General features: G+C 76.3%; 13 protein-coding genes. 1 reads left to right on the top strand and 12 read right to left on the bottom strand.

Annotated features, from left to right (window positions below; genetic code table 11):
• Positions 1 to 49: 49 nt before the first annotated feature.
• The 9 genes from ACIRRU_RS01310 to ACIRRU_RS01270 all read right to left on the bottom strand — a co-directional run bounded on the left by ACIRRU_RS01310 (position 50) and on the right by ACIRRU_RS01270 (position 9,716).
• The gene (locus tag ACIRRU_RS01310) at positions 50 to 838 is read right to left on the bottom strand and encodes an NADase-type glycan-binding domain-containing protein (RefSeq protein ID WP_403674667.1); all 789 of its coding nucleotides are present in this window, start codon (positions 836 to 838) and stop codon (positions 50 to 52) included.
• 466 nt (positions 839 to 1,304) lie between these two features.
• On the bottom strand, positions 1,305 to 1,916 hold the full coding sequence (locus tag ACIRRU_RS01305) for a phage tail protein I (RefSeq protein WP_403674664.1): 612 nt from the start codon (positions 1,914 to 1,916) through the stop codon (positions 1,305 to 1,307).
• Positions 1,913 to 3,874 carry a putative baseplate assembly protein gene (locus tag ACIRRU_RS01300; protein ID WP_403674661.1) on the bottom strand — a complete coding sequence of 654 codons (1,962 nt, stop codon included), beginning with the start codon at positions 3,872 to 3,874 and terminating at the stop codon, positions 1,913 to 1,915. Before ACIRRU_RS01300 ends, ACIRRU_RS01305 begins: the two co-directional genes overlap by 4 nt.
• The gene (locus ACIRRU_RS01295; protein WP_363200759.1) at positions 3,874 to 4,323 is read right to left on the bottom strand and encodes a GPW/gp25 family protein; all 450 of its coding nucleotides are present in this window, start codon (positions 4,321 to 4,323) and stop codon (positions 3,874 to 3,876) included. Before ACIRRU_RS01295 ends, ACIRRU_RS01300 begins: the two co-directional genes overlap by 1 nt.
• On the bottom strand, positions 4,320 to 4,637 hold the full coding sequence (locus ACIRRU_RS01290; RefSeq protein WP_403674657.1) for a PAAR domain-containing protein: 318 nt from the start codon (positions 4,635 to 4,637) through the stop codon (positions 4,320 to 4,322). Before ACIRRU_RS01290 ends, ACIRRU_RS01295 begins: the two co-directional genes overlap by 4 nt.
• A 74-nt stretch (positions 4,638 to 4,711) precedes the next feature.
• Entirely contained in the window at positions 4,712 to 6,499 is a 1,788-nt protein-coding gene (locus tag ACIRRU_RS01285) for a VgrG-related protein (protein ID WP_403674654.1), read from the bottom strand.
• Entirely contained in the window at positions 6,496 to 7,218 is a 723-nt protein-coding gene (locus ACIRRU_RS01280; protein WP_403674651.1) for a LysM peptidoglycan-binding domain-containing protein, read from the bottom strand. Before ACIRRU_RS01280 ends, ACIRRU_RS01285 begins: the two co-directional genes overlap by 4 nt.
• Positions 7,219 to 7,315: 97 nt before the next feature.
• Positions 7,316 to 7,741: a phage tail protein gene (locus ACIRRU_RS01275; protein WP_403674648.1), complete on the bottom strand. Its 426-nt coding sequence runs from the start codon at positions 7,739 to 7,741 to the stop codon at positions 7,316 to 7,318.
• A gap of 58 nt (positions 7,742 to 7,799) precedes the next feature.
• A complete protein-coding gene (locus ACIRRU_RS01270) occupies positions 7,800 to 9,716 on the bottom strand; it encodes a hypothetical protein (RefSeq protein ID WP_403674646.1) in 1,917 nt (638 codons plus the stop codon).
• Between the two features lie 163 nt (positions 9,717 to 9,879).
• Here ACIRRU_RS01270 and ACIRRU_RS01265 point away from each other — a divergent pair, with 163 nt between their 5' ends.
• Positions 9,880 to 10,371, top strand: coding sequence for a hypothetical protein (locus ACIRRU_RS01265; RefSeq protein WP_403674643.1), 492 nt, complete (start codon positions 9,880 to 9,882; stop codon positions 10,369 to 10,371).
• 675 nt (positions 10,372 to 11,046) lie between these two features.
• Here ACIRRU_RS01265 and ACIRRU_RS01260 read toward each other — a convergent pair.
• The 3 genes from ACIRRU_RS01260 to ACIRRU_RS01250 are packed head-to-tail and all read right to left on the bottom strand — an operon-like array spanning position 11,047 to position 12,148.
• Positions 11,047 to 11,205 (bottom strand): DUF6760 family protein, encoded by a 159-nt coding sequence (locus tag ACIRRU_RS01260; RefSeq protein ID WP_018492281.1) that lies wholly within the window; start codon positions 11,203 to 11,205, stop codon positions 11,047 to 11,049.
• The gene (locus ACIRRU_RS01255) at positions 11,202 to 11,711 is read right to left on the bottom strand and encodes a hypothetical protein (protein ID WP_363200752.1); all 510 of its coding nucleotides are present in this window, start codon (positions 11,709 to 11,711) and stop codon (positions 11,202 to 11,204) included. Before ACIRRU_RS01255 ends, ACIRRU_RS01260 begins: the two co-directional genes overlap by 4 nt.
• Positions 11,708 to 12,148, bottom strand: coding sequence for a phage tail protein (locus ACIRRU_RS01250; RefSeq protein ID WP_109916960.1), 441 nt, complete (start codon positions 12,146 to 12,148; stop codon positions 11,708 to 11,710). The genes ACIRRU_RS01255 and ACIRRU_RS01250 overlap by 4 nt, the downstream gene beginning before the upstream one ends.
• Positions 12,149 to 12,177 lie beyond the last annotated feature (29 nt).

Here is a 12,177-nt window from a genome sequence, read left to right as displayed (position 1 = left end):
CGCCTTGGCCGCCCCGGGGCCGATCCGGTCTCCCCGGGGCGAAAGGGCGTCAGGAGCGCCGGAAGAACTCGACCTCACCCACCGCGATGGGCGCCTCCCCGCTCCGGCCGGTCGCCTCCCGCACCACCAGCCGGACGGAGACGACATCGCTGACGCCCGTGCGCAGCGTCTGCGGCCCCGGCTTGTCGTTCAGCGTCATCGTCTTCTCGTGGACCGTGCCGTCCGCCGTCTCGATCAGCAGTTCCGCCCGGGTGGGCCGCGCCCCCCGCCGGAACTCCTGGGGCTCCTTCGAGACCCCGCTGTGCACGACGACGCCGACCAGCCGGAACGGTTTGGCGAAGGTGCAGGTGAGCGTGTCACCGAGCGCGGGCGCGCCCCAGTACTTGTTGGTGAGCCCGTCGATGGCCGCGGCCGCCGGATGACCGGGCGCCGCAGCGCTCGCGCTCGCCCCCGAGGGGCTGATCTCCGCCGTGCCGCCGAGCTTGTCCCGTACGTCCTCGAAGACGTAGCGCCCGAACGGCAGCAGCGTGAAGCCCGCGAACAGCAGCCCGACCACCGCGGCCACCAGTAGGAACCGCCGCAGCACCCGGCCGCCGGACCCGCCCCGCACCCGGCGGCGGAACGGCCACACCGTGCGCCACCACGGCAGCTCCGCGGACCCCTCACGCGCCCGCAGCGGGGCGGCGCACCGTCGGCAGAACCGCCGCTCCGGCAGGTTGGGGGTGCCGCAGACCGGGCACGGCGGCCCGTCGGTGGCCTCGTCCGCCGCCACCGGCCGCACGACGGGCCGCCGGGCCACCGGCTTCGCGGGCCGCACCGCCCCCACGGGCTCGTCCACGTCACCGGGGGCTGTCCGGTCGGCCGCGCCGCGCGGCGCGGGCGGACCGTACGCCGGGGCCGGGGCCGGGGCCGGGGCTAGGTTCGGGGCCGGGGCCGGGGCCGGGGCCGAGGGGGCGACCGGCTCCGGGGACGCCTCGCGCTCGGGGGACGCGACCGGTCCCGGCTCCGGGGACGCCTCGCGCTCCGGGGACCTGACCGGCCCCGGGGGCCCGCTCGGCCTCGGCGGAGTGACCGGTCGCGGCGGAGCGGCCGGTTCCGGTGCACCGGCCTGCTCCGGGGCCACGACCGGTCCGGGGCGCGCGGCAGGCTCGGGCGGTGCGACGGGCTCGGGCTCCGGGTCCGGGGCCGGGCGTGACGCCCGGCGCACCGGGGCCGACGACCACCCCAGGTAGGCACCGCAGTTGCCGCAGAAGTCGTCGTCCTCGCCGTTGGCCGTACCGCATGCCGGGCATGCACGCATCGCGTCAGCCTCCACTCTGTCCGGACCCGTCGGCCGCTCCGGCCGCTCCGGGGTCATCGAAGTCCCCGGGCGGGCCCGTCAGGACCTCCACCCGGTGGCCGAGGTGGACGGGGCACGACGCCGCGACCACGTCCCGCACCCGCCGTTCGTCCACCGCGTCCCCGGCGCGCACCGGCCAGACCCGCACCAGCAGCTCGCCGGACGGGGGCGGCGGGAGGGCCGCCCCCGGGGTGGCCGACCAGGTCGCGCCGCCCCCGTCCCGGACCTCCGCGCCCACCCCGCAGCACAGCCGCAGCCGCTCCACCAGACCGCGCCGGGTGCCGCGCCGCCGGTGCAGTTCGACGGCGCGGGCGACCACCGCACGGCGCAGCTCCACCGGCCACGCCGGGTCGAGGTCCATGCCGACCCAGGACGCCAGCCACGGCAGGAAGTCGGCCGGGGCCAGCGCCGGGTCCACGTAGGCGGGCAGGTTGTCCAGGGTGGACAGGACCGGGGCCAGCACGGTGTCCAGGCCCGCCGTGAACCGCTGGGCCAGGTCGTCGTCCGCGTACAGGGCGGGCAGCAGTTCACCGATCGGGTAGCGGCTGGGGAGCCCGGGGACCGAGGCCCGGCTCACGTGCCCTCACCGGTCTCCCGCGCGGCGACGACCACCTGGTGCTGGTGGGAGAAGACCAGGGCCCCCGGGTCCACGTCGATCCGGTCGGCCGCCGCACCGCGCCGTCCGGTGACCGGGTCCGCCGGGAACAGCCGGACGTCCTCCACCAGACCGGCCCCCGGAACGTTCTGGAGCACGGCGAACACCTCCCCGTACTGCACCGGCCTGCCGAACGGCCACCCCTGGCCGTCCGCCCCGCCCCGCAACGGATCGATGTGGCGGAACAGCGCCTCCAGCGCCGCCGCCCGCACCCGGTCCTCGTCACCGGGGGCCACCACCAGCCGCGCCACCACCGTGACGCCCTGGTAGGCGGGCGGCTCCACCACCAGCCGGGTCCCGACCAGGCGGCGTTCGTCCAGCCGGGCCGTGACCGCCTCCAGCACCGGGTCGCCGGGGATCAGCTGCTCGAAGCGGAGCCGCCCGTCCTCCTCGGGCAGCGCGTCCGGCACCACCAGCACCCGCACCGCACCGGCCTCGCCCGCGACGGCGGGCAGACACCGCACCCGGCGCAGCGACGGCGCGGCCTCCCGGGCGATCAGCTCGTAGTCCTCGGCGGTGACCGCCCGCTCCTGCACCCGCAGGATGTTCGGGGCGCGCACCTTCGCGTTCTCCACGCTCTCCCCGTCGACGCCCCCGGTCGCCGCCTCCCGGTTGTTCACCCCCGCGACGTACGGCACCGAGCTGCGCAGCACGGAGATCGCACCCCGGGCCACGTTCCCGGCCGCGCCGCCGCCGGTGCGGTAGCGGGGGACGCGCAGCTGGGCGCCCTTCTCGGGGACCGCGCCGTACGCGCGCATCGTGCCGTCCTCCTCGCGCACCTCGGGCGGGAAGGCGAACTCGCCCGCCACGGCGTCGATCCGGACGTGCCGGTCACCGGGCCCGGACGCCCCGAAGTGCTCGACCGGCGTCCACACCTGCCAGCCGTCGTCGGTCGCCACCTGGACGACGGGCGGATCCCCGTCCAGCAGCAGCGGGACCCGGCTCACCGAGAACCGCTGCCCGGCCACCCCCTCCGACACCCCCAGGGGCACGTCCACGACGGTCTCCGCGTGTTCCACGGCCGCCGTGCCGCCGACGGTGAACACCTCGGCCTCCCGGATCGTCGGCGACTCGGAGTAGAACGGCTGGCCCGGCTCCGGAGCGGTGACCCGGCAGCGCAGCCAGCCCGCCCGGGTCCCCGCGACCACGGACGCGGTGTGCCCGGCCGGGACGAACACCACGACCTCACCGGGCCGGTTGAGCCCGCCGGTGGAGTCGGTGCCGGTCACACAGGTCACCCAGCGCGCCCCGTCCCACGCCTCCCACACCAGCGGCGGCTGCCGGGGGTCCACGCCCACGCCCTCCACCCGGCTGTCCAGGCGGACGGCGACGACGCAGCGCGGTACGGCGGCCGGCAGCCCGAACAGCAGCGCGTCCCCGGGCTCGGGGCGGGCCTGGAAGCACGGGATGTCCTTGCCCGCGCCGAGCGGCGCGGTCCGGTCCGTCTGCTCCCCGGACGCCGGGGCGGTGACCAGCCGGACCAGCGAACTCGGCACGATCGGCAGCTCGTCGGCGGTGGAGAACACCACCGGCTCCTCGGACTCGCCGCGCGCGGTCGCCACCTCCGTGCCGGCGGGCAGCCGCACCGTCTCCGGCTGCGGCGCGGACAGCCAGAAGTCCACCTCGGCGCGGGCCACCGTCGGCGGGAAGAGCGTCACCCCCAGCAGGTCCAGGAAGGCCGCGTAGTTCTTGTCGGGCACCCGGTTCAGCCGGTACAGCAGCTGGTCGACCATGTACGCGAACGTCTCGATCAGCGTGACCCCGGGGTCGGAGACGTTGTGGTCGGTCCACTCCGGGGAGCGCTGCTGGACATACCGCTTGGCCTCGTCGACGAGCTGCTGGAAGCGGCGGTCGTCCAGGTTGGGGGAGGGCAGGGCCATCAGCGCGTCCTCGCTTCCGCGAAGCCCTCGGCGGACGGCTGCGCCGCACCCGCCTCGGACGGGATCGTGTAGAAGGGGAAGACCAGGTTCCGCAGGTCGTTGGTGGCCCGCACGGTGTAGCGCACGTCGATGTAGAGCGTGCCCTCCTCCACCGCGTCGAACGCGATCACCACGTCCGTCACCTCGATGCGCGGCTCCCACCGCTCCAGCGAGGCGCGCACCTCCTGCGCGATCCGCCCGGCCGTCGCCCCGTCGCCCGGCGCGAAGACGTACTCGTGGATGCCGCAGCCGAACTCCGGCCGCATCGGCCGCTCGCCCGGCGCGGTCCCGAGGATCAGCCCGATGGCCTCCTCGATCTCCTTGTCCCGCTCGACCAGGGCGATCCCGCCGGTCGGCCCGGTCCGCAGCGGGAAGCCCCAGCCGCGTCCGACGAATCCGCCGCCGCTCACATCGGGCCCCCGATCAGGACGGTGACCGCGCCACTGACGACGGGCGCCCCGCACGTGGTCCTGTCGCCCATCCGGGCCGCGGGCAGTCCGCCGATCAGCACGGCGCCGCCGATCGCCGCGGCCGGGTTGGGCATGATCACGTTGCCGGGGCCGAGCGCCGCGTGCGGCGGGACGACGCACGCGTGCAGGCTCCCGGTGACGGCCGCCGGACGGCCGCCGATGAGCACGGTGGCCACGGCCACCGCACCCGGGGGCGGGGTGCCGATGAGGCCGCCGTGAGCGGTGCTGTCGCCGGTTCGGGCTGCGGGGGGCATGGCCGGGGTTCTCCTCGCTGTGAAAGGGACTTCGGGGATACGGGCGGGCGGCGCGCGGCACGTGGCGCGCCGGTTCAGTTGATCTTGATGAGCCTGGCCTTCAACACCGCGAGCAGCCCGCCGTCGACGGTGACACCCGTCGTGCCGTTGACGTTCACCGAGCGGCCCGTGATGTTCACGTCCCCCGTGGCGCCCGCGTCGAGCGTGATCCCGGACGCGGAGAGCGTCACCGAACTCAGCTCCCGGACGCCGCCCCGGGCCTTCACCGTCAGCCTGATCTCGCCCTTCTTCTCGTCCAGCACCACGTCCAGCCGCTTGTCGCCGGTGGCCAGCCGCACCCCCGCGGGCCCGCGCGGGGCGTCCAGCAGCTCCAGCCGGTTGCCCGAACGGGACACCAGGGAGCGGCGGTTGACCTTCCCACTGGTCCGGTCCACCAACGGGCCCTCGTGCGGGGAGGGCAGGTCCACCCCGTTGTAGAGCCCCCCGATGACGTACGGGCTGTCCAGCAGCCCCTGCTCGAAGCCGACGAGCACCTCGTCGTTGACCTCCGGGCTGAACACCCCGCCGCCGCCCTGGCCGCCCCACTGGACGGTGCGGACCCAGTCGGTGACGTAGGTGTCGTCCAGCCAGGGGAACTTCAGCCGCACCCAGCCGCGCTGACCCCGGCCCTCCTCGCGGATGTCGGTGACCACACCGATCGCCAGACCCGGCATCCGCGGCCCGCGCGAGGGGGCGCTGCCGCCCATGGCCAGCCCCGCCAGCGAACGGTCCGGGGACGCGCTGACGATCACCGTCGTGCGGTAGCCGGTGTCCGGGTCCAGGACGTGGTGCGCGGCGGTCGCCGTGTAGCGGCCGGAGAACGCGGCCCCCACGTTGCCGAGCGCCACCGGCTGCCCCGCCCGCAGCTGCGGGTTCCCGTAGGCGACCGCCTCGATCTCCCCGAACCCGGAACTGACCGACGCCGCCAGCGCCCCGGCCACCGCGGTCGTCTCCGCCTGGGTGCGGTAGGGGGTGTCCGTGACCGTCGTGCGCGCGTTGGACCCGAACGCCCCCGCCGCCAGCGACGGGCTCATGCCCGGGGTGACCGTCCTACTGCGGATCGCCTGCTCCCGGGCCACCAGACGGGTCTTGGTGTTCACGTTCCAGCCGCGCACCTCGACGCTGTCCGCGCCGTCCGCACCGGTCAGCACCGCCCGCAGCGCCACCAGGTTGTTGCCGTACTCCAGCACCATCGGGTCGCGCGTCGCGGACGTCGTCGGAGCGGGCGCCGAGGAGGCGGGCCGCGGCCGCGTGAACTGGAGCAGCCCCTTGTCGTCCACCCGCACCACCGCGCCGCTCTCGGCCGCGAGGTGCTGGAGGAACTCCCAGTCCGACACGTTCGGCTGGGTCAGCTGCTGGTAGGTGATCGGCGCGGCCTCCACCTTCCCGCAGGCCAGCCCGGCGCCGGCGGCGACCTTGCGGACGATGTCGGCCGCCTTCATGTTCCGGAACGCCTCCACCTTGCGGCCGCGCTGGAGCCGGTGCGCCTTGGAGAACGCCCGCACCACCGTGAACGAACCGGTGGTGTCGCTGTCCAGCTCGACCGCGGTGACCTCCCCGGTGAACAGCCGCTCGCGGGACCGCTCCTTCACGGTGACCACGGAGATCTTCAGCGGGGTGCCGAGGGTGATGCCGGTCGCCGAGAGGAACGTGTGGTCCGGGTCCCGGTACATCAGCACGGCGGCGTCCGGCAGCCCCACGTTCTCGTCGACGACGCAGCTCACCAGCTGGGAGACCCAGGCGGGCGGCAGCTCGACGGGCGCCTCCACGATCGGGTCGGCGGCGAACGAACGGCCCGGCGCGTCCTTCCCGGTCCCGCTCATCGCACGGCCTCCGCCCGCTGGTCCTCCACGCCCGGCACGATCAGCTCCTGGCCCGGGAGCAGCCGCATCGGGTCGTCGATGTCGTTGGCCTCCGCGATGGTGCGCCAGGCGGTCGCGTCGCCGTACTCCCGCCAGGCGAGCAGCGGCAGGCTGTCCCCGGCGACGACCCGGTGCGTACGCCGGGCGTCCTTCGACCCCGAGGTCGGGTTCTGGCCCGCCGGGTCGACGCTCGCCTCCTCGATCGACAGGGAGCAGGTCGCGCGCAGCGGCTTCCCGTCGACGTCGAACAGCGTGTACGACACGGAGAGGTTGGAGAGCACCCCGTCGAACGAGGTCGTCTTCGCCGTCCCCCAGTCGAACCGCACCCACGGGCTCGCGGGCGTCTTGCGGGCCAGGCTCTTCGGCGTGGGCACGCAGGCCGTCATCAGCTGCTCGACCGCCTTCTCCACCGAGTTGTCGTGGGTGGCCGTGGCGTCGAGGAACACCTCCAGCGACAGCGACCGCGGCCCGCTGCCGACGAACTCGGGCAGCGCGGACTGCCCGGCCGTCCGGGACGGGGTGCGCCGCCACTCGGTGCTCTTGCTCAGCGACAGCTGCGCGGGGTTGAACTGCAACGTGAGCCGGGCGAGGGTGCCGCCGGGCTTGCCGCCGACGGACGACGGCGGCTCCATGATGGTCAGCTGGGCGCGAGCACGGCTCGCACGGGCTACGGGTGACATCGCGTTCCTCCTTTCCCTGGTCGGGACGGTCGAGCGGGACAGTGGGGTCGGGGGCGGGGCCGGTGGGGTCCGGGTGGCCGCCGGGGCGCCGCGGCCGTCAGGAGGGCTCCAGCCCCTCGTGCGCGATCTCCAGCGTCTCGATGGCCGCCTGCGAACTGGCCGGGTCGAAGGACGGCCCCTGCCAGCGCACCGGCACGATCCCGTGCACCTGCCAGCTGATGATCCGGCTGAGATCGGGGCGCAGCGCCACGATCTCCCCGTCCTTGGGCTCGACCCGCTGGACCGTCTCGTTCAGCCAGCGCGCGATCTTGAGGGTGTCGGCGGTGACCGGGCGGGTCAGCGTGATGTTGGTCCAGGTGATCCGCCCCGGCAGATGCCAGGTGAACCCGTTGTTGCCGCCCTCGGCGTACGTCTCCATCTCCACCTCGGCTCCCAGCCCCGAGCAGGTGTGGAACGCGCCCAGGTCGCTGCCGCCGATCGCGAGCTGGAAGAACACGCTCGTCGCGAAGATGTTGTCGCTCATGGCCCTGCTTCTCTGTCTCTGCTCGTTCTCGTACGGGGGTGGGGTGGCCGCTGCCGCATCAGCGGCGTCCGTCGTGCGGTCGCCCGGCCCGCTCCCGGCCCCGGCGCAGGTCGGCCCGGATCAGCCGGGACACCGGGTCGATGAGCCGCCGGGCCAGCTCCTCCATGTCCGCTCCGCCGAGCCGGTTCGCGGCGGGCGGCGCCGCCCCGGGTCCGATGGCGCCGCCCTGCGCGACGTCGGCCGCCGGGCCGTGCGCCGTGCCCGCGCCCCGTGCGGCGGACCGCTCCGCGGCCCCGCCCGAGGGTGTGGCCTTCTTCTGGACCGCCCGGACCGGAACTCCGGTGACCCCGGCGGCGGCCGCCCGCTGCACGGCCAGCGCCGTCGCGGCGGCGTCCTCGCGCGTCGCGGGGGCCCGGGGCGGAACCCGTACGGAGAGGCCCGGCGGGCCCGGGTGCGTCGCGGCGCCGGGCGGCCGGGGACCGGTGGCCTGGAGCCCGGCGCTCTCGGGCACCACCGGCAGCGCAGACCGCTGGACGGGCGCGGCGGCGATCCCCGGCGCGGCCGGCCGGGGTCGCTCCGGACGGACGACGGGAACGGCCCGCGAGGACCGGGCGGCGGCCGGAGTCCGCGGAGCCGGTGGACCCGGTGACGACTGGCCCGCCACCGCACCCGGCTCCGCCGAGGACGCCGCTGTTGCGTCGCGTCGCCAGGTGGCCGCCACCACCGGCCGGGCCGGGAGGGCGGTGCCCGTCGTCGCGCGGGGCGCCGAAAAGCCTTCGGCGGAACCGGTGTTCACGGTGAGTGCCCGCCCGGAGAGCAGGGTCCGGGTCCGCTGGACGAGGGGCGGCGCGGCGGAGGGCCGCCCCGCCCGGTGCCCCTGGCCGACCGGCCGCACCCGCACCGGCGGCGGGGGAGCGCCGGGTGCCGACGCGGATGCCGTGCGCGCGGGGGTAGGGGAGGCGACACCGGTGCCGGTCCTGGCCGCACCGTCGGTACGGGCCGCGGGCCGGTCACCGTCCACCGCACGCTTCACCGGGGCGGACGCGCCCCCGGCCCCGGCCGCTGACGTGGTGGCGGCCGCCGAGCGCACGGGCAGCGGGGCGTCCGCTCCCGGGGCTGCCGGAGCCGCCGAGGGGCGGGACCCGGGGCCCGTCGCCCCCGGCGGGACGCCGGGTGACGGGCGGTCGCCCAGGAGCGGGGCGCCGCTGCCCACCCGGGCGGTCGGCGGCAGGCCGGGGAGCGGCGCACCGATTCCGCCCCGCGACCGCCCGCGCGCGGCGGAGGGCGTGGAGGGGGCGGAAGAGCCGGAGGCGTGGGAGGGGCCGGAGGCGTTGGCAGGGCCGACAGGCGTGGCGGGGGCGGGCGCGGGGGAGCCGGGGTGCTCGGGGGGCGCGGTCCGCTGGGCGGGCGACGCGGGGCGCGCGTCCAGGGAGCGTGCCTCCGGTGGTGCCGGGTCGGTGGACCGGCGTTGGAGCACCGGCAACCCCGGTGCGGGCGAGGCCGGTTCCGCTGCCGGCCCGGACGGTACGGCGGGGGCGGGCCCGCCGGCCGGGAACGGCACGGCCCCGGCGGGCAGTTCGCGCAGCGGCCTGCCCAGGGTGGGGCGGGACGCCTCGGCGGACGGCCGACCGTCGGACGCCGGGGCGCTGTCGTCCGCCCCGGCCGGGTCCGTCGTCGCCGGACCGCTCTTCGTCGGCTCGGCCGCCGCCCGCTGCACCACAGGCGCGGGAGCGGGTGCCGGTGCGGCCGGTGCGGCGGTGGGCCCGGCCGGGGCGGTGGTCCCGACGGGCGGCGCGGGCGCGGCGGGGGCCAGCCCGGCGATCTCCCGCAGGGGCATGGCCGGACGCCGGGCGACGATCAGCGGTGGGGCGGTCCGCCGGGGGCGCACGGGGGCGGGGCGCACCGCCCCCTGGTCGCCGGGCGCGCCGGAGTCCTGGGCGGCGCTGACCGGCGCACCGAGCAGGGACCGCTGCACAGCCGCACCGGACCCGGAAGCGCCTTCTGGCTGAACGGAGGTGGAGGGCGGGCGGCCTTGGCCCCCGTCGGAGCGCCGCGACGGTCCCCAGGCTGCGAGGGACCCCGACGTCACGGACGGCCCGGCGGCCCCCGGCGCACCGGAAGCGCCTGACGGCCCCGAGGTGCCCGGTGCGCCCGAGGGCGCCGCCGTACGCGGTGATCCCGCGCCGCCGGAGGAGGCCGGGGCGGCGGAGGGCCCGGAAGTCGCGGGCGTGCGCGAGACAGTGGGACCGCCCGCCGGTGACGTACCCGGTGAGCCCGTCCGGCCGGGAGAGGCGGGCGACCCGGAGGAGGCGGGGGACCCGGGCGAACCCGGTGTGCCCGATGAGCCCGATCGCCCGGCGGTGCCCGGACCTGCCGAGGGGCCCGAGGACGCCGACGTACCCGGCGACCGTCCGGAAGCCGCGCGTGCCCCTGGAGCCGTAGCCCGCGTGGGCGGTCCGGGGCGGTCGGCCGACGTGGCCGACGGCCCGCGTGCGCCCGGGGTGGTGGGGGCGGCCGAGGACGACGGCGTACCGGCGGAGCCCGAGGTTCCGGTGGAGCCCGCTCCGCCGCCCGTCGACCGGTCCGTCGTCCGGCCGGACCGCTGGACCGGTGGCGAACTCGACCGCTGAACCGGTCCAGCGGTCGAGCCGGATGCCGACGGCGTGGTCGGTCCCGGCCCCTGCCCCCGTCCCGTCCTCCGCCCGGCTCCGGTCGAGCTCTTCCCGCCCTTCCCGGTCCGGTGCGCTCCGGCCCCGGCCGTCCCGGAGGCTGCGCGCCCCGTCGGCGGGGTCGCGGTCGGCAGGTCCGCCGCACCCGCCCCCGCGGGGTCCGCGTCCACGGGGCGTACGGCGCGCAGCAGCAGCGGCCCCCCGGAGGAGGCCGTCCGCGCGCCGCCCGGCCGGGCGACTCCGTGGATGAGGCCCACCGGGGCCGAGGGCAGGACGGCGTGGCCGAGTTCACCGCCGAGGCTGGGGTTCTGCCAGGAGGCGAGCTGCGAGCGGAACCGCAGCCCGTCGCTCACGCCGATCGAGGACCGGGCGACCGTCGTCGGCGGCGGGGCCACCCGGCGCCAGCCACCGTCCCAGTCGCCCGCGCCGGACGCCGGGGAAGGCGAGGGCGCCGAGGGCGGGACGGGTACGGCCGCGGCGGCGGACGGACCGCCTACGGCACCGGCGTCCGCTCCCGCACCGCCGTCCGTTCCCGTTCCCGCACCGGCCGCCGGACCGCCGTCCGCACCGGCCCGTGTCACCGCGCCGGGCCGCTGCCGGTCCGCCCGGCGGAACCAGTCGCCGAACCCCACGTGATCACCCGCCTTCGTTGACGCGGGTGTTGATCCGCGCTATCTCCCGCACCCACTGCTGACGCTCCGCGTGGGTGAGGTCGAGAATGTCCTCACGCTGCCAATGGAAGTGGTAGGCGACGTACGCGATCTCCTCCCGCAGCCGGGGAAGCGCGTACGTCACGATTCCCCCAGGCGCCCACCCGAGAGGTCCACCTCGAACGAGCCGTGGCACAGCGGGCAGGTCACCGCCGCGTGCGTGTGGCCCTCGCTGTTGATCCGCCGGTAGAAGTCCTGGAGGAACGCCACGTCGGTGGCGTACATCCGCTCGACGACCCCGACGTGCACATCGGTGACGGTGCCGAGCCGGGTGATCACCTGGCTCAGCAGCACCACGGACAGATACGCCGGGTTCTCCTTGACCCGCAGGTCGATCTGCGGGCGCAGCTCGTCCCGGGCCGTCGCCAGCCGCATGGTGCCGCTGCGGTGCAGCTGCCCCTCGTCGTCGACGTACCCGCGCGGCAGCTCGAAGGGGAACTCCGTCTGGAGCGACTCCCGTTCCCGGCCCCGGGGGCGGGGCGAAGGCGCGGCCGCGGGTGCGGCGGCCTCCTCCCGTCCGGTCGACGTGGCGGCGAGGTTGTCGAGGACCTCTTCGAGGCCGTTGCCCGGCGAAACGGTCCGGCGCCTCATTCGACCACGATCTCCTCGAAGGTGATGGTCACCGTCTCGGTCGCGGCGCTGGACTCCCCGGCCTTGAGGGAGGGGCCCTCCCACTTGGAGGCCCAGCCCTGCATCAGCTGGATGCGGCGCACGGTCTCACCGGTCGAGTCCTTGATCTCGATCGTGAGGTTCTGGCGCGCGGTGTCGACGGCCCCGTTGTTCAGGGTCTCCTTGATCCAGGTGGTGAACTCGCTGCTCTGGTCGAGCCCGCGGGTGATCGTCACCTCGCCCGCCTGGCGCGCGCCCGGCTGCTTGCGGATGATCTGCTTGCCGTCGGAGGTCACCTGACGGACCTCGACGACCTCCTCCTCGACGGTCAGCCCGCTGATCTCCTGGATGGACTCCACGAGATAGCCGCCGAGCTGGACGCCGAAGACGTGGGTGGAAAGAGCGTCGCCCTCTGCCATGGCTCTGTGTCACCTGTTCTGATCGAGGA

The organism is Streptomyces sp. NPDC101181, from assembly GCF_044767975.1.
Classification (GTDB): domain Bacteria; phylum Actinomycetota; class Actinomycetes; order Streptomycetales; family Streptomycetaceae; genus Streptomyces.
Note: the sequence above shows the minus strand (reverse complement) of the source record. Positions and strands in the feature narration are given on the sequence as shown.